We start from the raw sequence: 17874 nt of genomic DNA on the forward strand, positions 1-17874 counted from the left end.
ATGACCATCAGGGCCAGCCGCAGACCCCAGGTCTGCAAGAGCACAGGCCGGATATAAGTCCGCAATGAACCCGCCAAGTCAAAACTTCCAATACCCGCTTGCCACACGGGAGGCGTCCATATAAGTTCTGCCGGACCGGCCCCAGGCCGTACATCGCAGCGAAGCTGGAGCGAGCCGAAGGCGGAGCGCAAGCCGCCACAGCATGAGCCGGGGGCGGGTGGGGGAGGGGGCGAAGGAGGGTACGGGAGGTGGAGCGGGAAAGGCGGCGTGGTGCAAGGCAACGATGGATCCCGGGTCGAGCCCGGGATGACATGACGTACAGGCATACACACGTCCCGTACTGGTTTCTGTCGGTAACCATCGCCCAGAATCCGGCCGAACCCGGTGGTAGGCTTGCGGGTTGCGCGCCGCGGACCCGTCCCAGAAGGCCAGGGCCGGCGACCGCGCAACGTGCCCAACCCGGGAAGGAATCCATGACGACTCGTTCGCGCCTGTTCGCCCTCTCGGCGGCGGCCGCCGCCACGCTCTGGCTGGCCGGTTGCGCCGCCGTCGCCCGGCCGCCCGAATCGGTGGCCGCCACGGCCCCGCCCCAGTGGTACGCGCCGCTGCCGCACGGCGGCACGCTGACCGACCTGAAGCAGTGGTGGCAGCAGTTCAACGACCCCTTGCTGATCGACCTGATCGAAGCCGCGCAGACGGTGAGCCCGACCGTCGCCAGCGCCGGCTCGCGCATCGCCCAGGCGCGCGCCTCGCGCGTCGCGGCGGGCGCCGCGCTGCTGCCCACGTTGGACGCCACCGCGGCGGCGACGCGGGGCAACGCCCAAGCCGGCGCGCCGCTGGCGACCACCTTGCAGGGCGGCCTGCAGACCGCCTGGGAAATCGACCTGTTCGGCGGCAACCGTGCGGCGGCAGACGCCGCACAGGCCCGGCTGGACAGCGAACGCGCCGGCTGGCACGCGGCGCGCGTCGCCGTCGCGGCGGAAACCGCCAACAGCTATCTCAACCTGCGCACCTGCGAGCGCCAGCTCGGCGTGGTGACCAACGACGCGCGGTCGCGTGCCGAGACCGCGCGGCTGACGGCCTTGAGCGCCGAGGCCGGCTTCACCGCGCCGGCCGTCTCGGCACTGGCCCGGGCGAGCGCCGCCGAGGCGTCGGCGCGCGTCACCCAACAGCGCGCGCAATGCGAGATCGAGATCAAGGGGCTGGTCGCGCTCAGCGGACTGCCGGAGCCGCAGCTGCGGCAGAAGCTGGACGTGGCCTGGGCGGAGCCGACCGAGTTCGCGCTGGTCGCACTGGCACCCCTGCCGGCGCAGCTGCTGGTGCAACGGCCGGACGTGTACCAGTCCGAGCGGGAGGTGGCCGCGGCCAGTGCCGACGTCGGCACGGCGCGCGCGGACCGGCTGCCGCGCCTCACGCTCTCCGGCCAGGTGGGCCGGCTGGCCCTCCGTGCTGGCGGCAGCACCAACAGCATGGAGACCTGGTCGATCGGCCCGCTGGCCATGACCATGCCGATCTTCGACGGCGGCCGGCGCGCGGCGAATGAAGACGCCGCCACGGCCCGCTACGAGGAGGCGGTGGCGCTCTACACCGCGCGCGTCCGCCAGGCCGTGCGTGAAGTCGAGGAGGCGCTGGTGGTGCTGGAAAGCGCGCGCGACCGCAGCCAGGATGCGCGCACCGCCGTCGAAGGCTACCGCGCCTCGTTCAGCGCCAGCGAGGCGCGCTACCGCAGCGGCCTGGGCAGCCTGATCGAGATGGAAGACCAGCGCCGGGTCGCGCTCGCCGCCGAGTTGGCGCTGGTGAACCTGCAGCGTGAGCGCATCGCCGCCTGGATCGCGCTGTACCGTGCCGTGGGCGGCGGCTGGGCGCGTCCCGAAGCCATCGCGGCGGCGCCACGCTGACCCCGCGCCCGCGCGCGCCAAGCCAATGCACCCAACAAGAAGAATGAGGATGAGAAACGTGACCCATGCCGCCCGCCTGTCCCTCGCCGTCCTGGCCTTGCTGCTGGCCGGTTGTGGCGACAAGGCCCCCGAGGAAAAGAAGGCCGCCACGGCCAAGCCCGCGCTCACGGTGTCGCTCACCACGCCGCAGCAAAGCATGCTGCCGGTGACGCTGGCCGCCAACGGCAACCTGGCCGCCTGGCAGGAGGCCAGCGTGGGCGCCGAGACCGCCGGCCTGCGCCTGGCCGAGGTGCTGGTGAACGTGGGCGATCGCGTGCAGCAGGGCCAGGTGCTGGCGCGCTTCGCCACCGACACGCTGCGCGCCGAAAGTGCGCAGGCCCAGGCGAGCCTGGCGGAAGCCGAAGCGAACGCCGCGGAGGCCGCCAACAACGCGGCCCGCGCGCGCACCTTGCAGACCACCGGCGCGATGAGCGCTTCGCAGATCAACCAGTACCTCACCGCCGAAAAGACGGCGCAGGCCCGCGTGGAGGCGGCGCGCGCGCTGCTGAACGCGCAGCAGGTCCGCCTGAACCAGAGCGCCGTGCGCGCGCCCGACGACGGCGTGATCTCGGCCCGCACGGCCACCGTGGGCGCCGTGGTCGGCAACGGCACCGAACTGTTCCGCCTGATCCGCAAGGGCCGGCTCGAATGGCGCGCCGAGGTCACGTCGGCGGAACTGGGCCGCATCACCACCGGCACCACGGCCATCGTCACCGCCGCCAGCGGTGCGCGCCTGGCCGGGCGCGTGCGCACGATCGGCCCCACGGTGGATGCGCAGAACCGCACCGCGCTGGTTTACGTGGACGTCAGCCCGTTGCCCGGTGGCGCGTCCGGCAGCGCACGCGCCGGCATGTTCGCCCGCGGCGAATTCGACCTGGGCGCGCAGCCGGCCCTGACCATCCCGCAGCAATCGGTGGTGGTGCGCGAAGGCTTCAACTACGTGTTCCGCGTGAATCCGGACAACCGGGTGAGCCAGGTGAAGATCCAGACCGGCCGCATTGCCGGCGACCGCGTCGAGGTCCAGTCCGGCCTGACAGCCGACATGCGGCTGGTGGCCAGCGGCGGCGGCTTCCTGAACGACGGCGACCTGGTGCGCGTCGTCGCGGCCGGCGCACCGGCGGCAGGCACGGTGACGCCTGCGGGGTCCGCTTCCGCGCCGGCGTCGCCCGCCGCATCGGCCGCTGCCTCGGCCCCCGCCTCCGCCCGGAAGTAGCCCGCCATGATGAACGTCTCGTCCTGGTCGATCAAGAACCCCATCCCGGCGGTGATGCTGTTCGTGCTGCTCACCTTCGGCGGCCTGATCTCCTTCAACCTGATGAAGGTGCAGAACTTCCCCGACATCGACCTGCCCACCATCAACGTGACGGCCTCGCTGCCGGGCGCGGCGCCGGCGCAGCTGGAGACCGACGTCGCGCGCAAGCTCGAGAACTCCATCGCCACGGTCCAGGGGCTCAAGCACATCTACACCAAGGTGCAGGACGGCGTCGTCACCATCACGGCGGAATTCCGGCTGGAGAAGCCGACGCAGGAAGCCGTGGACGACGTGCGCTCCGCGGTTGCACGCGTCCGTGCGGACCTGCCATCGGACCTGCGCGACCCCATCGTCACGAAGCTGGAGCTGGCCGGCCAGCCGGTGCTGGCCTTCACCGTCGCGTCGAAGCGCATGGACGAGGAGGCGCTGTCCTGGTTCGTCGACAACGAGATCTCCCGCAAGCTGCTGGCGGTGCGCGGCGTCGGCGCCGTCAACCGGGTCGGCGGCGTCAGCCGCGAGATCCGGGTCGCGGTCGATCCGGCCCGCCTGCAGGCCCTGGGCGCGACCGCTGCCGACATCTCGCGCCAGCTGCGCCTGGTGCAGACCGAGAGCGCGGGCGGCCGCACCGACGTGGGCGGCGGAGAACAGCCGGTGCGCACGCTCGCCACTGTGAAGAGCGCGCGCGAGATCGGGCTGCTCGAGATCGCGATTGCCGGGGGGCGCAGCATCAAGCTGGACGACGTTGCGGTGATCAGCGACACCATCGCCGAGCCGCGCGCCGCAGCGCTGCTCAACGGCAAACCGGTGGTCGGCTTCGAGGTGGCCCGCAGCAAGGGCGAGAGCGAAGTGGCCGTGGGCGCCGCGGTCCGCAAGGCGCTGGAGGAACTGAAGGCGGCGCACCCGGACATCGAGCTCACCCAGGCCTTCGACTTCGTGACACCGGTGGAAGAGGAATACGACGGCTCGCTGCACCTGCTGTACGAAGGCGCCATCCTCGCCGTGCTGGTCGTCTGGCTGTTCCTGCGCGACTGGCGTGCCACGTTCGTCTCGGCCATCGCGCTGCCGATGTCCGTGATCCCCGCCTTCATCGGCATGTACCTGCTGGGGTTCTCGGTCAACGTGATCACGCTGCTGGCGCTGTCGCTGGTGGTGGGCATCCTGGTGGACGACGCCATCGTGGAGGTGGAGAACATCGTGCGTCACCTGCGCATGGGCAAGACGCCCTACCAGGCGGCGATGGAGGCGGCCGACGAGATCGGGCTGGCGGTGATCGCCACCACGTTCACGCTGATCGCCGTGTTCCTGCCCACCGCGTTCATGAGCGGCGTGGCCGGCAAGTTCTTCAAGCAGTTCGGCTGGACGGCATCGCTCGCCGTCGCGGCCTCGCTCCTGGTCGCGCGCGTGCTGACGCCGATGATGGCCGCCTACATGCTCAAGCCCATCGTGGACAAGAAGCACGAGGACGCCGGCTGGATGAAGGTCTACATGCGCATGGTGAACTGGAGCATGAAGCACCGCGTGAAGACCATGGTGCTGGCGACGCTGTTCTTCTTCGGCTCTGTCGCGCTGATCCCGCTGCTGCCCACGGGCTTCATCCCGCCGGACGACAACTCGCAGACCCAGGTGTACCTGGAACTGCCGCCCGGCTCCACGCTGGCGCAGACCCGTGCCATCGCCGAACAGGCCCGCCTGGCCCTGATGAAGGTGGAGCACGTGAAGAGCGTGTACACCACCATCGGCGCGGGCAGCGCCGGCACCGACCCCTTCGCGCCCTCCGGCGCGGCCGAGGCGCGCAAGGCCACGCTGACGGTCCTGCTCACGGATCGTGGCGACCGGCCGCGCAAGCAGGGCATCGAGAACAAGATCCGCACGGCGCTGGAGCCGCTGCCCGGCGTGCGCAGCAAGGTCGGCCTCGGTGGTTCGGGCGAGAAATACATCCTGGTGCTCACCGGCGAGGACCCGCAGGCGCTGCAGACCGCGGCGCTCGCCGTCGAGAAGGACTTGCGCACCATCCCCGGCCTGGGCCAGGTGGCATCCACCGCCAGCCTGATCCGCCCCGAGATCGCGGTGCGGCCCGACTTCGCACGCGCCGCCGACCTGGGCGTGACCAGTGCGGCCATCGGCGAGACCCTGCGCATCGCGACGGCCGGCGACTACGACACCAACCTGCCCAAGCTGAACCTCTCGCAGCGCCAGGTGCCCATCGTCGTGAAGCTGGACGAGGAGGCCCGCAAGGACTTGCGCGTGCTGGAGCGCCTGGCCGTCCCCGGCACCCGCGGCCCGGTGATGCTGGGCCAGGTGGCCACGCTGGAACTCACGGGCGGGCCGGCGGTGATCGACCGTTACGACCGCTCGCGCAACATCAACTTCGAGATCGAGCTGTCGGGCCTGCCGCTGGGCGACGTGGCGGCGGCGGTGCAGCAACTGCCTTCGATCAAGAACCTGCCGCCGGGCGTGAAGGTGGTGGAAGTGGGCGACGCCGAGGTGATGGGCGAACTCTTCGCCAGCTTCGGGCTGGCCATGCTCACCGGCGTCCTGTGCATCTACATCGTGCTGGTGCTGCTGTTCAAGGACTTCCTGCACCCGGTGACCATCCTGAGCGCGCTGCCGCTGTCGCTGGGCGGTGCCTTCGTGGGCCTGCTGATCGCGCAGAAGAGCTTCTCGATGCCGTCACTGATCGGCCTGATCATGCTGATGGGGATCGCGACCAAGAACTCGATCCTGCTGGTGGAATACGCGATCGTCGCGCGGCGTGACCAGGGCATGTCGCGTTTCGACGCGCTGCTGGATGCCTGCCACAAGCGCGCGCGGCCCATCGTCATGACCACCATCGCCATGGCGGCCGGCATGCTGCCCATCGCCATCGGCTTCGGCACGGCCGACCCGAGCTTCCGCTCGCCGATGTCGATCGCGGTGATCGGGGGGTTGGTGACGTCGACGCTGTTGTCGCTGCTGGTGGTGCCGGTGGTCTTCCTGTACCTGGACGACCTGGAGCACTTCATCCAGCGGATGGCGGGCAAGTTGCGGCGCCAGCCCAAGGCGCCGCCGCCCGCGGTCGCGGCCGCCGCGACGCGGCCGGACTAGGCGCGACGGCTCAGGCCCGGCGGGACCGCGTGCTGTCGGCCGGCACCGTGCTGTCCGGCAGCTCGAGGGCTTCGCCGGTGCGCTTGGGCGCCGAGTGCGGCACGATGTCCGAGATGTAGACCCGGTCCTTCACGTTGGGCGTGGAGACCTGCTCCAGTTCTTCGCCCATCGTGCGATTGAGCTGCGACAGCATGTGCATGCGCTTGTTGGAGTCGCGCAGCCGCTGGCTGACCGTGCGCAGGATCGACAGCAGCATCTTGCAGCCCAGCGCCGGCGATTCCTTGGCGAGGCGGTTGAACTGCGTCTGGCTCAGCGTGGCCAGGCCCATGTCGGTGGCGGCCGTGACCGTGGCCGAACGCGCGCCGTTGTCGAGGATGCCCTGCTCGCCGATCAGGTCGCCCTCGCCGAGCACCTTCAGCATGATCGACTCGCCGTGGCCCGAGCCCTGGGTTTCGACGGTGGCCTCGCCCTCGAGGATGAGCGCCATGAAGCTGGCGTTCTTCTGGCCTTCGTGGAACAGCACCGCCCCGGCTTTCACCTTCTGCGGCCGCATGTGTTCGACCAGGGCCACGCCCTCGGTCTGGTTCAACATCGCGAAGAGTTCGTGCGAACGCACCAGGTAGGCCACGTCGCGGTGGCTCCATTCGCGTTCAGCTTTGCGGAAGAAGAGGGCCATGCCCGATGTTCGCCACCCGGCGGGGCGGCGTCAATGCCGATTACCTTGCTTCCTAGAGCTTTTGGGGCGGCTCCGTCGGCTCCGGCGGGGGGTCGAAGAAGGAGGAAGTGAGCTCGAGCGGCTTGGCGTCCAGGAAGACCGCCTTGGGCCGCGATGAAATCTCCAGGTCGAGCTCCTTCTTCAGCTTTCGGTTGCTGTCTTCCAACACGTGCGTGCGCTGGTTGGCTTCCCACAGCCGCGTGGTCACGGTGCGCAACATCGAGATGAGGATGGTGCAGCCGAGCGCCGGCTTGGCCTTGACCAGCTTGTCGAAGCGCGCGGAGTCGATCGACGCGAGCATCAGGTCGGTGCGCGCGGTGACTGTGGCCGAGCGTGGTGTTTCGTGGATGATGCCCTGCTCGCCGACCAGGTCGCCTTCCTTCAGGATGCCCAGCTGCACGGGCGCGCCCAGGCCCTGCCCCTCGGTCTCGGCCTTGGCCTCCCCGTCGAGGATGATCGCCATGAAGTTCTGGCTCTCGTCGCTGCGGCCTTCGCGAAACAGCACCTTGCCCGCTTCCAGTCGCATCGGGTGCATGTGCTGCACGAGCACGACGGCGTCCGCTTCGCTGAGCATCCGGAAGCGCTCGTGGCGGCGCACCAGCCGGGCGACGTCGTTGATGCTCCATTCGCGCTTGAAGGTGGCGTTGATGGAGGTGAAGAGTTCAAGCATGCCTTACTCCTTGTCGCCCTTGTCGGCGAAACGGCGGATGCGCTGCACCAGCGCGGTCGTGGAATAGCCCTCGACGAACGGGATTGCCAGGGCGCGGCCGCCCTGCGCTTCGATGACCCGCGTTTCCTCGAGCATCCGCATATCGTAATCCCCTCCCTTCACGTACACCTGCGGGCGCAGTTCGGCGAGCAACGCCACCGGCGTGTCTTCGTCGAACCAGGTGACAAGGTTCACGGATTCCAGCGCCGCGATGACGATGGCGCGTTCGGCCTCGCCGTTCAGCGGCCGGTCCGGCCCCTTGCCGAGCCGGCGCGCCGAGGCGTCGGTGTTCAGGGCCACCACGAGCGAGGCGCCGAGCGCGCGCGCCTCGGCGAGGTAGGTCACGTGGCCGCGGTGCAGGACGTCGAAGACACCGTTGGTGAAAACCACCGGGCCCGGCAGCGCCGCCACGGCCGCGGCCGCCTGGTCGCGCGCGACGATCTTGGCCAGGAACGCGGGTTCGCCCACGCGTGCTTCAGGCCGCGCCGGGCTTCGGCGCCCCGGTGCCGGGCAGGACCAGGCTGGCCTGCAGTTCCTTGCGGTAGCGATTGAGTTCCTGGACGCTCTTGAAGCTGCGGTCCATCAGCAGGCTCATGTTGTGCAGGATGCGCTCGACGACCTTCCCCTCCCAGGCCTGGTCGAAATTGATCTGCTGGTCCAGCCAGTGCTCCAGCCATTCCGGGTTGGGCAGGCGCGACTGGATGGTGTCGCGCGGGAACAGCGCCTTGTTCACGTGCAGGTTGGTCGGGTGCAGGGCCTGCGCCGTGCGGCGCGCGCTCGCCATCAGCACGCCCACCTTGGCGAACGCCGCCTTGGCCTCGTTGCCGAAGTTGTTGATGGCGCGCTTCATGTAGCGCAGGTAGGCGCCGCCGTGCCGCGCCTCGTCCTGCGACAGGGTCGTGTAGATGTGCTTGATCACCGGCTCGCTGTGCCATTCGGCGGCGCGGCGGTACCAGTGGTTCAAGCGGATCTCGCCGCAGAAGTGCAGCATCAGCGTCTCGAGCGCGGGCGCCGGCTCGAACTCGAAGCGGACCTCGTGCAGCTCCTGTTCGGTGGGCATCAGCTCGGGACGGAAGCGGCGCAGGTACTCGATCAGCACCAGGGAGTGCTTCTGCTCCTCGAAGAACCAGATCGACATGAAGGCCGAGAAGTCGCTGTCGTTCTTGTTGTCGCGCAGGAACATCTCGGTCGCCGGCAGGGCCGACCACTCGGTGATGGCGTTCATCTTGACCGTCTGGGCCTGTTCGTCCGACAGCAGCGTGCGGTCGAACCGGTCCCATGGGATGTCCTTGTCCATGTCCCAGCGGACGGACTCGAGCTGCTTGAACAATTCGGGATACAGCATGGGCGGGCCTTTCTGCTTCTTCTGGCCTCGATTTTACGGCGCCCCGGTGTCGGACGGGTGCCCGCGTCCCGCCAGGAGCCGGGGGATGTCCGCGACGGCGTGCACCGCGTCCACCCCCTGCGGCAGCCGCCGCTTCAAGGCCAGGCTGCTGCCGCCGGCCCAGAGGGCCACCGTGGCGGGCAGGCGCGACCGCAGCTCACCAAGCGCCGCCGCGGCCAGCTGCGGCCGGAAGCTGCCGGTGAAACTGAGGCCGACGATGCCGGCTTTCGTCGAGCGCGCCGCCGTCACGATGTCGCCCAACGGCACCTGCGTGCCCAGCGACACGCAGCGGCAGCCATGCAGGCTGAGCATGGCCTCCGCCATCAGCAGGCCCAGCCCGTGGGGCTCCTGGGGAAGTGTCGCCAGCAGGACCCGCGGCGCATCGGCGGCCGGGTCGGGCAGGCGGCCGAGGGCCTGCCGCAGCACCAGGTGCACGCATTCGGTGTACACGTGTTCCTGGGCGACCGTGAGCCGGCCGGCCTGCCAGGCTTCGCCGACGGCGACATTGAGGTCGGCGATCCGCTGCGTGACGAACGCTTCGAGGCCGCCGGCCAGCAGGTCCTGCTGCAGCATGCGGCGCAACGCCGGCCCGTCGTGGGTCTCCAGCGGCTCGCCGAAGCGCCCCAATCCCGTGGCGGACGCGGCTTGTCCTTCGCGCGGCGCCGCCTCAGCCTGCGCGAGCGCCTGGAGGGCCGCCTCGTCCAGTGCCATCAGCCGTCCCGGGCGGTGGCCGGCGTCGAGCAGGCGCTTGATCAACCGCAGGCGGAGCACCTGGTCGGCCGGGTAGGCGCGTTCGCCCACCGGCCCGCGCAGCGGCTGCGGGAAGCCATACCGGCGCTCCCAGATGCGCAGCGTGTCCTTGGACAAGCCCGTGTCGCGTTCGACAGCGGCGATCGGGACGCCAGCGGGCTCGGAAGAGGCGGAATTCAAGGCTGAGTCCAAAAGCGCGCGGCCTGCGTATGGGTCTGGAGACCGTTGGAGAAGACTAGCATGAATTATTTTGTCCTGGACAAAACTGGCAAACTGAGCCATTATGGCGTCGAAATGTCGAGATTCGCGTATTTTGTCCTGGTCACATGCTTGACCATGCTGGTCTCCGCGCCCGTGCGGGCGGCGGAGCCGGCCTGCCCGGCCATCCTGCAGCACAGCTTCGCGCGCCTGCAGGACGAGAAACCGCAGAACCTGTGCCAGTACGCCGGCCGCGTCCTCGTGGTGGTCAACACCGCGAGCTTCTGCGGGTTCACGCCCCAATACGAGGGCCTGGAGCGCCTGCACGCGCGCCACAAGGGCGCCGGTCTGGTGGTGCTGGGCTTCCCGTCCAATGACTTCGCGCAGGAATCCAAGAGCAACAAGGAGATCGCGGACTTCTGCGAGAACACCTTCGGCGTGAAATTCCCGATGTTCGCGAAGACCGCGGTCCGCGGCGCGGATGCCAACCCCTTCTTCAAGCAGCTGGCGGAACGCAGCGGCCGCGCACCGCTCTGGAATTTCCACAAGTACCTGATCGCGCGCGACGGCACTGTCGTCGCGAACTACGGCAGCATGACGGCGCCGGACGACACCGCGTTCGTGCGCGCGGTCGAACAGCAGCTCGCGCGGCGTTGAGGTCCCGGCATGCCAGTCCGCCCGCCCACGGCGCGCGTCCGCGCGCGATTCACAAAAATTTACCTCCCCGCCTGCGCGGGCCAGGGAACCCGGCGCGCTCGACGGGTGTCCCACCGTGCAAGAGGCAGGACACACCCACGACACAGTTTTTGCTGCTGCGAAGTCTTCCAGGCTGAACCAGCCCGGATGCAATCCCGAGGCGACTCTTCTCCTCCTCCCTCCCTCCCTCCTTCGCACCGGGGCGCTTCGCAGCACTTTTCTCTTCGCGGACGGTGGCGGCCATGAAGGTCGCCATCGTCGGTGCCGGCATCTCCGGCCTGGCCGCCGCGCATCGCCTGCGCGACCACGCGCAAGTCACGCTGTTCGAAGCCGCCGATTACTTCGGCGGCCACACCCACACCGTCGATCTCACCCTGCCGGACGCCACCGGCCGCCCCGTCACGCATGGCGTGGACACGGGCTTCCTGGTGTTCAACGAGCGCACCTACCCGGGCCTGATCGCGTTGTTCGATGAGCTGGGGGTGGACACCGCGCCGTCGGACATGTCGTTCTCGGTGCAGGTGCCGGGCGCGTTCCCGGAAGGCGCGCTCGAGTGGAGCGGCAGCAACCTGGCCTCCGTCTTCAGCCAGCCGCGCAACCTGCTGCGGCCCGCCTTCTGGGGCATGTTGCGCGAATTGATGCGCTTCAACCGGCTGGCCACGCGCATCGCGGATGCGGACGCCGAAGACGATCTGATGCAGCCGCTCGGTCAGTTCCTGGACGGCCAGGGCTTCTCGGCCGAATTCCGCGACTGGTACCTGCTGCCCATGATCGGCTGCATCTGGAGCTGCCCCACCGACCAGATGCTGCGCTTTCCGGTGAGCACGCTGATCCGCTTCTGCCACAACCACGGCCTGTTGCAGGTGCTGGGGCGGCCGCGCTGGTGGACGGTCACGGGCGGTGCGCGCCACTACGTGCATCGCATCGTCGAGGAACTGCCCGACAAGCGCCTGGACACGCCGGTGCTTTCCGTGCGGCGCCGCGAGGCCGGCGTTGAAATCCGGACGGCCGGCGGCCGCGAGGAGTTCGACCACGTCATCCTGGCCACGCATGCGGACCAGTCGCTCGCGCTGCTGAAAGACGCCGACACGCGCGAAAGCGAATGCCTGCACGCCATCCGCTACCAGTCGAACCTGGCCGTGCTGCACACCGACACGCGGGTGCTGCCGCAGCGCAAGCGCGCCTGGGCCGCCTGGAACTACGAGCACGCAGCGGGCGACGGATCCAGCCGCGTGTGCCTGCACTATCTCTTGAACCGGCTGCAGCCGCTGCCCTGGCAGCGCCCGGTCATCGTCTCGCTGAATCCGGCACGCGCGATCGAGCGTAAGTACGTGATGGGCGAATACGAGTACGCGCACCCGGTCTTCGACGAAGCCGCGATCCGCGCGCAAGACCTGCTGCCTTCGATCCAGGGCAAGCGGCGCACCTGGTTCTGCGGCGCCTGGACGGGCTACGGCTTCCACGAGGACGGCCTGCAATCCGGTTACGCCGCGGCGCGCTCGCTGCTCTTGAGCAGCACGCTCGAGCGCGAGAATGCCTCGCTGGAGTTCCGCGCGTGATCGGCCCGCAGGTCGGCACTGGCGAAGTCCGCCACACGCGGCTGCGGCCCGCGCGCAATGCCTTCGCCTACCCGACCTTCTTCCTGTTGCTGCCGATGCGGCAGATGCGCACCGGAGGCAGCGGCGCGCTCGCCCGCAACCGCCCGGCCCTCCTGAGCTTCCACGACCGCGACCACGGCGACGGGCGACCCGACGCCTTGGCCTGGCTGGACGACACCTTGCGCGGGGCCGGCATCAGCGACGCCGACGGCGAAGCCTGGCTCCATTGCTATCCGCGCGTGCTCGGGCACACGTTCAAGCCGGTGAGCTTCTGGTATTGCCATCGCGGCGACGGGTCGCTGCGCGCCATCGTGGTCGAAGTGAACAACACCTTCGGGGAGCGCCACTGCTACCTGCTCGACGCGCCGGCCTGGGGCCGTGAACTCGAAGCGCGCAAGGTCTTCCACGTGTCCCCGTTCTGCGAGGTGCGCGGGCACTACCGCTTTCGCTTCCTGCTGGCCCCCGACCGCGCCCGCACGGTGGCCCGCATCGACTACGACGACGGCGCCGGCGCGCTGTTGCAGACCAGCGTGAGCGGCACGCTGGCGCCGGCCACGGCCGCCGCGCTGCGTGCAGCGCTGTGGCGCCATCCCTTGCTGACGCTGGGCGTGGTCGCGCGCATCCATTGGCAGGCGCTGAAGCTGTGGGTCAAGCGGGTGCAGTTCATCCGCAAGCCCAGCCCGCCCCAGGCATTCTTGACAAGGTGACGACGGCATGACCACGACAACCGCCGGCGGGCTGGGGTGGAAGGCGCGCGCGCCCGCCACCGCCCACGCCGCCCTGAAGCTGCTGGAGCAGCTGCGCCACGGCTGCCTGTTCGTGGAATTCCCGGACGGCCAGGCGGCGCGCTTCGGCCACGGCGAGCCGCACGCCAGTCTGCACCTGGCCAACTGGAAGCCCTTCACGCAGGCGCTGGCGAGCGGCGACATCGGCTTCGCGGAGAGCTACGTCGCCGGCGACTGGACCACGCCGGACCTGCCCGGGCTGCTGGCGCTGCTGGTGCGCAACCGGCAGGCCCTCGAAGACGTGGTGTACGGCACGTGGTGGGGCCGGCTCGCCTACCGCCTGAAGCACCTGGTGCAGCGCAACAGCCGCGCCGGCAGCCGCAAGAACATCCACGCGCACTACGACCTCGGCAACGCGTTCTACCGGCTGTGGCTCGACGAGACGATGAACTATTCGTCGGCCCTTTTCGAGGGCGATGCCGGCCGGACGATGGTGCAGGCCCAGCACGCGAAGGTGCGCCGGGCGCTGCAGGCGGCACAAGTCCGGCCCGGCGCGCGGGTGCTGGAAATCGGCTGCGGCTGGGGCGCGCTCGCCGAGATGGCGGCGGTGGAGTTCGGCGCCGACGTGACCGGCGTCACGCTTTCCACCGAGCAACTCGCCTTCGCGCGCGAGCGCGTCCCGGCGGCGGACCTGCGGCTGCAGGACTACCGCGACATCGGCGACGCTCCCTTCGACGCCATCTGCTCGATCGAGATGGTGGAGGCGGTGGGCCGGGAATACTGGCCCCAGTACTTCGCGACCGTGGCGCGCCTGCTCAAGCCGGGCGGCCGCGCTTGCGTGCAGAGCATCGTGATCGACGATGCGCTGTGGCCGCGCTACGTGCGCTCCACCGACTTCATCCAGCAGTACATCTTCCCGGGTGGCTGCCTGCCCTGCCCCGCCGAGTTCCGGCGGGCGGCCGCGGCGGCTGGCCTGACGGTGGTGGACGAATTCGCGTTCGGCCTCGACTACGCCGCCACGCTCGCGCATTGGCGCGAACGCTTCCTGGCGCAACGCGGCGCGGTGCTGGCCCTGGGCTTCGACGAAAGGTTCATCCGGCTATGGGAGTTCTACCTGGCGTATTGCGAGGCGGCCTTCCGCCAGCGCGACGTCGACGTGGTGCAGTACACGCTGCAGCGCGCTTGAGCGCCGCGCTGGCGCGCCGCAGCGCGCGCGGCCTGCTTGCCGCGTGCCTGCTGGCGGGCGCCGCCGCCGCCTCGGCCAACGACCTGTTCGCCCTGGAGCCGGGCCTGCGCCCGGCCGGCACGGGCCGGCTCACCTGGTTCGGCTTCCAGGCCTACGACGCGCGCCTTTGGGTGGGGAGCGGTTTCAGCCAGGCCGCCTTCGAGCGGTCGCCGTTCGCGCTGGAGCTCGCCTACCTGCGCGCCTTCACGGGCCCGGACATCGCGCGCCGCTCGCTCGACGAGATGCGGCGCGCCGGCCCCATCGCGCCCGAAGACGCGCAGCGCTGGCAGGCCGCGCTGCAGCAGCTGCTGCCGGACGTGCAGCCCGGCGACCGCATCCTGGGGCTGCACCGCCCGGGGCGCGGCGCGGCTTTCGCCATCAACGGGACTTGGGCCGGGGAGATCCTGGACGCGCGCTTCGCCCGCCTTTTCTTCGGCATCTGGCTCGCGCCCACCACCTCCGAACCGAAGCTGCGGCAAGCGCTGCTGGCCGGCACGCCCCCATGACCGGCGCGGCGGCGCGCTTCACCACGGCCGATGGCTGGCGCTACGGGCTGCTGGGCCTGCCGCTGGCGTTCGTGGCGCTGCCGCTGTACGTGCTGTTGCCGAACCACTATGCCCGCGCATTCGGCGTGCCGCTCGCGGCGTTGGGCGTGGTGTTGCTCGTGGCACGCCTGTTCGACGCGTTTCTCGATCCCTGGCTCGGCCGCGTCGCGGATCGCCTGTTCGCGCGCACGCCCGCGGCAGTCCTGCGCTTCGGGTGGGTGGCAGCGGCATTCCTGGCGCTCGGATTCGCGCTGCTGTTCTTTCCGCCGGTGCGCGGCACGACAGCGTTGCTGGCCTGGGCGGCCTTCGCGCTGGCCTGGACCTACCTGGCGTACAGCGCGCTCAGCATCGCGCACCAGTCCTGGGGCGCCATGCTGGGGGGCGACGCGGCACAGCGCAGCCGGGTGGTGGCCTGGCGCGAAGGCTGCGGGCTGGCCGGCGTGCTGCTGGCCTCGCTGCTGCCGCTGCTGGCGGGGCTCGCCGCCTCGGCCGCCGCGCTGGGCGTGCTGCTCGCGCTCGCCTGCTGGGCGTGGCAATCGGGGCCGCGGCCACGCACCGCAGCCGGCGCGAGCGGCGCCGATTGGCGCACGCCGTTCGCGCGCGCGCCGTTCCGGCGGTTGCTCGCCGTGTTCGTGCTGAACGGCATCGCCAGCGCGGTTCCTGCCACGCTGGTGCTGTTCTTCGTGCAGGACCGGCTGCAGGCTCCCGCCGCCATGGAACCGCTGTTCCTGGGCAGCTACTTTCTCAGCGCCGCCATCGCCATCCCGCTCTGGGTGGCCGCGGTGCCGCGCTTCGGGCTGGCACGTGCCTGGCTGGCCGGGATCCTGCTGGCGATCGCCGCCTTCGCCGGTGCCAGCCAGCTGGGGGCCGGGGACACCTGGGCGTTTCTCGCCATCTGCATCGCCGCAGGGGCCGCGCTCGGCACCGACCTGGCGCTGCCGGGCGCCTTGCTCGCCGGTGTCATCGCGGCGGCAGGTGACGGCGGCCGCGCCGAAGGCGCCTACTTCGGCTGGTGGAACTTCGCGACGAAATTGAACCTCGCATTGGCGGCCGGCCTGGCCCTGCCGCTGCTCGCGCTGGCGGGCTACACGCCGGGCAGCCGCGACCCGGAAGCCCTGGACGCCTTGACGCTGGCCTATTGCGTGCTGCCCTGCGTTCTGAAGCTCGCGGCCGCGGCGCTCCTCTACCTGCTCTTGATCCACAAGGAGACCGCCGAATGAAACGACGGATGCTGCTGGGCGCGGGTGCGCTGCTGCTGGCAGGCTGCGCCGCGCCCGAAGTGTCGGACTACGCCGCCGAACAACCCGCGCTGGACCTGCGTGCCTACTTCAACGGCCGCGTGGACGGCTGGGGCATCTTCACCGACCGCAGCGGGCGCGTCGTCAAACGCTTCACCGTCGTCATGGACTGCACGTGGCAGGGCGACCAAGGCGTGCTCGACGAGGACTTCACCTATTCCGACGGGACCAGGCAGCGCCGCGTCTGGCGCGTGCGCAAGCTGCCGGACGGCCGCTACACCGGCCAGGCCGACGACGTGGTCGGCGAAGCCGTGGGCCAGGCGCGCGGCAACGCCCTGCGCTGGAACTACACGCTGGCGCTGCCGGTGGACGGCCGCACCTGGCACGTGCAGATGGACGACTGGATGTACCTCATGAGCGATCGCGTCCTGCTCAATCGCACGGCCATGAGCAAGTTTGGCATTCACCTGGGTGAGGTGACCTTGTCGTTCACCCGGCGGCCCTGATGGCAGCCTGGATCGCGCCGCTCAACGCGCCCATCACCAGCTGGCGCGGCCGGCGGGTGTGGGTGGTCGGCGCCTCCAGCGGCATCGGTCGGGCCACGGCCGCCTTGCTGCACCAGCGCGGCGCCTCGGTGGTGCTCTCCGCGCGCAGCGGGGAGGCGCTGCGGGAGTTCACCGCGCAACACCCTGGGGCCGTGGCCTTGCCGCTCGACGTCTGCGATGCCGCGCAGGTGCGCGCGGGGGTGGAGACCCTGCTTCAGTCCGGGCCGGTCGACCTGGTGTTCTACTGCGCGGGAACCTACCAGCCGCAACGCGCGACCGCCTTCGACCTGGCGCAGATGCGCAAGCACATGGAAGTGAACTACCACGGCGCCCTGCACGTCCTCGACGCGATGCTGCCCGCGCTGCTGGCGCGCGGCGGCCACCTGAGCCTGGCGGCCAGCGTGGCGGGCTACCGCGCGCTGCCGAATGCGCTGGCGTACGGGCCCACCAAGGCCGCGTTGATCCAACTGGCCGAGACGCTGCACATGGACTTGCGCGACGAAGGGGTCGGCGTGAGCGTGGTCAACCCGGGCTTCGTCGAAACGCCGCTCACCGCGCAGAACGAGTTCCGGATGCCGGGACTGATGACGGCCGGCCAAGCCGCCGCGCACATCGTGCGCGGCTGGGAACGCGGCCGTTTCGAGATCCATTTCCCGCGCCGGTTCACGCTGGGCCTCAAGCTGCTGCGGCAGTTGCCGTTCCGCCTGTACTCCGGGCTGGTGCGACGGGGGACCGGTCTGTGAACCGCGACGAAACCGCAGCCGCGGTGGAACGCGTCGTGGCGCTGTTCGAGGCACTGCAGCCGGCCGACGTCCTGCGCCTCGGGGATTTCTACATGGACGACGCGCGGTTCAAGGACCCGTTCAATGACGTGGCCGGCCTGCCCGCCGTCCAGCGCGTGTTCGCGCACATGTTCGAGACCCTGCATGCGCCCCGTTTCGATGTGACGGAGTGCATCCTCGATGCCGGCCAATGCTTCCTGGTGTGGGACTTCAGCTTCCGCTTCCGCTCGTTTCGCCCCCGGCAGACGTTCGTGGTGCGCGGCGGCTCGCAACTGCGTTTCGCCGCCGATGGGCGCATCACGCTGCACCGCGACTGGTGGGATGCAGCGGAAGAGGTGTACGAGAAGCTGCCCGTGCTCGGGGCGCTGATGCGCCTGCTGAAGCGCCGCGCGGCGAGCTGAAGCGTCGGAGGGCGGCCCACGGCCGCTGAGCCAACCGCTGACGCTCACTGTCCAGCCATCCCGACGCGGCCGCGACCCCATCCGCGCGAA

Annotated in this window: 17 protein-coding genes; 12 read left to right on the forward strand and 5 right to left on the reverse strand. The window is 70.1% G+C overall.

Annotated features, from left to right (window positions below; all coding sequences use genetic code 11):
• The first annotated feature begins 473 nt into the window (after positions 1 to 473).
• From FN976_RS26225 to FN976_RS26235, 3 genes are read left to right on the forward strand one after another with little or no spacing between them, the layout of a single operon-like run.
• A complete protein-coding gene (locus tag FN976_RS26225) occupies positions 474 to 1898 on the forward strand; it encodes an efflux transporter outer membrane subunit (RefSeq protein ID WP_145896559.1) in 1425 nt (474 codons plus the stop codon).
• Between the two features lie 49 nt (positions 1899 to 1947).
• Positions 1948 to 3150 (forward strand): efflux RND transporter periplasmic adaptor subunit, encoded by a 1203-nt coding sequence (locus tag FN976_RS26230; protein ID WP_145896561.1) that lies wholly within the window; start codon positions 1948 to 1950, stop codon positions 3148 to 3150.
• A 9-nt stretch (positions 3151 to 3159) separates the two neighbouring features.
• Positions 3160 to 6273 (forward strand): efflux RND transporter permease subunit, encoded by a 3114-nt coding sequence (locus FN976_RS26235; protein ID WP_145896693.1) that lies wholly within the window; start codon positions 3160 to 3162, stop codon positions 6271 to 6273.
• Positions 6274 to 6283: 10 nt separating this feature from the next.
• Here FN976_RS26235 and FN976_RS26240 read toward each other — a convergent pair whose 3' ends face one another.
• From FN976_RS26240 to FN976_RS26260, 5 genes are read right to left on the reverse strand one after another with little or no spacing between them, the layout of a single operon-like run.
• Entirely contained in the window at positions 6284 to 6949 is a 666-nt protein-coding gene (locus FN976_RS26240; RefSeq protein WP_145896564.1) for a cyclic nucleotide-binding domain-containing protein, read from the reverse strand.
• Between the two features lie 52 nt (positions 6950 to 7001).
• Complete coding sequence (locus FN976_RS26245; protein ID WP_145896566.1) at positions 7002 to 7658, reverse strand: cyclic nucleotide-binding domain-containing protein; 657 nt, start codon at positions 7656 to 7658, stop codon at positions 7002 to 7004.
• Between the two features lie 3 nt (positions 7659 to 7661).
• A complete protein-coding gene (gene rfaE2, locus FN976_RS26250; RefSeq protein WP_145896568.1) occupies positions 7662 to 8165 on the reverse strand; it encodes a D-glycero-beta-D-manno-heptose 1-phosphate adenylyltransferase in 504 nt (167 codons plus the stop codon).
• Positions 8166 to 8172: 7 nt separating this feature from the next.
• Positions 8173 to 9042, reverse strand: coding sequence for a ferritin family protein (locus tag FN976_RS26255; protein WP_145896570.1), 870 nt, complete (start codon positions 9040 to 9042; stop codon positions 8173 to 8175).
• Positions 9043 to 9075: 33 nt separating this feature from the next.
• A complete protein-coding gene (locus FN976_RS26260; protein ID WP_255440860.1) occupies positions 9076 to 10011 on the reverse strand; it encodes a MerR family transcriptional regulator in 936 nt (311 codons plus the stop codon).
• A gap of 156 nt (positions 10012 to 10167) precedes the next feature.
• Here FN976_RS26260 and FN976_RS26265 point away from each other — a divergent pair, with 156 nt between their 5' ends.
• The 9 genes from FN976_RS26265 (at position 10168) to FN976_RS26305 (ending at position 17784) form a co-directional block, all read left to right on the forward strand.
• The gene (locus tag FN976_RS26265; protein WP_255440861.1) at positions 10168 to 10686 is read left to right on the forward strand and encodes a glutathione peroxidase; all 519 of its coding nucleotides are present in this window, start codon (positions 10168 to 10170) and stop codon (positions 10684 to 10686) included.
• A gap of 281 nt (positions 10687 to 10967) precedes the next feature.
• Complete coding sequence (locus tag FN976_RS26270) at positions 10968 to 12284, forward strand: NAD(P)/FAD-dependent oxidoreductase (RefSeq protein ID WP_145896576.1); 1317 nt, start codon at positions 10968 to 10970, stop codon at positions 12282 to 12284.
• Positions 12281 to 13030, forward strand: a complete 750-nt coding sequence (locus FN976_RS26275; RefSeq protein ID WP_145896578.1) for a DUF1365 domain-containing protein — start codon at positions 12281 to 12283, stop codon at positions 13028 to 13030. The genes FN976_RS26270 and FN976_RS26275 overlap by 4 nt, the downstream gene beginning before the upstream one ends.
• A 7-nt stretch (positions 13031 to 13037) precedes the next feature.
• Entirely contained in the window at positions 13038 to 14234 is a 1197-nt protein-coding gene (locus FN976_RS26280; protein WP_145896579.1) for an SAM-dependent methyltransferase, read from the forward strand.
• Positions 14231 to 14779, forward strand: coding sequence for a chalcone isomerase family protein (locus FN976_RS26285; protein ID WP_255440862.1), 549 nt, complete (start codon positions 14231 to 14233; stop codon positions 14777 to 14779). Before FN976_RS26280 ends, FN976_RS26285 begins: the two co-directional genes overlap by 4 nt.
• Positions 14776 to 16038, forward strand: coding sequence for an MFS transporter (locus tag FN976_RS26290; RefSeq protein WP_145896582.1), 1263 nt, complete (start codon positions 14776 to 14778; stop codon positions 16036 to 16038). The genes FN976_RS26285 and FN976_RS26290 overlap by 4 nt, the downstream gene beginning before the upstream one ends.
• On the forward strand, positions 16035 to 16562 hold the full coding sequence (locus FN976_RS26295; protein WP_145896584.1) for a DUF3833 domain-containing protein: 528 nt from the start codon (positions 16035 to 16037) through the stop codon (positions 16560 to 16562). Before FN976_RS26290 ends, FN976_RS26295 begins: the two co-directional genes overlap by 4 nt.
• Complete coding sequence (locus FN976_RS26300; protein ID WP_145896586.1) at positions 16562 to 17344, forward strand: SDR family NAD(P)-dependent oxidoreductase; 783 nt, start codon at positions 16562 to 16564, stop codon at positions 17342 to 17344. The genes FN976_RS26295 and FN976_RS26300 overlap by 1 nt, the downstream gene beginning before the upstream one ends.
• Positions 17341 to 17784, forward strand: coding sequence for a nuclear transport factor 2 family protein (locus tag FN976_RS26305; RefSeq protein ID WP_145896588.1), 444 nt, complete (start codon positions 17341 to 17343; stop codon positions 17782 to 17784). The genes FN976_RS26300 and FN976_RS26305 overlap by 4 nt, the downstream gene beginning before the upstream one ends.
• The last annotated feature ends 90 nt before the right edge of the window (positions 17785 to 17874 follow it).

Origin of the sequence: Caenimonas sedimenti, assembly GCF_007833165.1 — a bacterium.
Lineage (GTDB): Bacteria > Pseudomonadota > Gammaproteobacteria > Burkholderiales > Burkholderiaceae_C > Ramlibacter > Ramlibacter sedimenti.

What these genes read in the sequence shown, in the direction of transcription:
- FN976_RS26225 (WP_145896559.1), top strand. Translation starts at nt 474, where the DNA reads ATGACGACTCGTTCGCGCCTGTTCGCCCTCTCGGCGGCGGCCGCCGCC.
- FN976_RS26230 (WP_145896561.1), top strand. Translation starts at nt 1,948, where the DNA reads ATGAGAAACGTGACCCATGCCGCCCGCCTGTCCCTCGCCGTCCTGGCC.
- FN976_RS26235 (WP_145896693.1), top strand. Translation starts at nt 3,160, where the DNA reads ATGAACGTCTCGTCCTGGTCGATCAAGAACCCCATCCCGGCGGTGATG.
- FN976_RS26240 (WP_145896564.1), bottom strand. Translation starts at nt 6,949, where the DNA reads ATGGCCCTCTTCTTCCGCAAAGCTGAACGCGAATGGAGCCACCGCGAC.
- FN976_RS26245 (WP_145896566.1), bottom strand. Translation starts at nt 7,658, where the DNA reads ATGCTTGAACTCTTCACCTCCATCAACGCCACCTTCAAGCGCGAATGG.
- FN976_RS26255 (WP_145896570.1), bottom strand. Translation starts at nt 9,042, where the DNA reads ATGCTGTATCCCGAATTGTTCAAGCAGCTCGAGTCCGTCCGCTGGGAC.
- FN976_RS26265 (WP_255440861.1), top strand. Translation starts at nt 10,168, where the DNA reads ATGCTGGTCTCCGCGCCCGTGCGGGCGGCGGAGCCGGCCTGCCCGGCC.
- FN976_RS26270 (WP_145896576.1), top strand. Translation starts at nt 10,968, where the DNA reads ATGAAGGTCGCCATCGTCGGTGCCGGCATCTCCGGCCTGGCCGCCGCG.
- FN976_RS26280 (WP_145896579.1), top strand. Translation starts at nt 13,038, where the DNA reads ATGACCACGACAACCGCCGGCGGGCTGGGGTGGAAGGCGCGCGCGCCC.
- FN976_RS26290 (WP_145896582.1), top strand. Translation starts at nt 14,776, where the DNA reads ATGACCGGCGCGGCGGCGCGCTTCACCACGGCCGATGGCTGGCGCTAC.
- FN976_RS26295 (WP_145896584.1), top strand. Translation starts at nt 16,035, where the DNA reads ATGAAACGACGGATGCTGCTGGGCGCGGGTGCGCTGCTGCTGGCAGGC.
- FN976_RS26300 (WP_145896586.1), top strand. Translation starts at nt 16,562, where the DNA reads ATGGCAGCCTGGATCGCGCCGCTCAACGCGCCCATCACCAGCTGGCGC.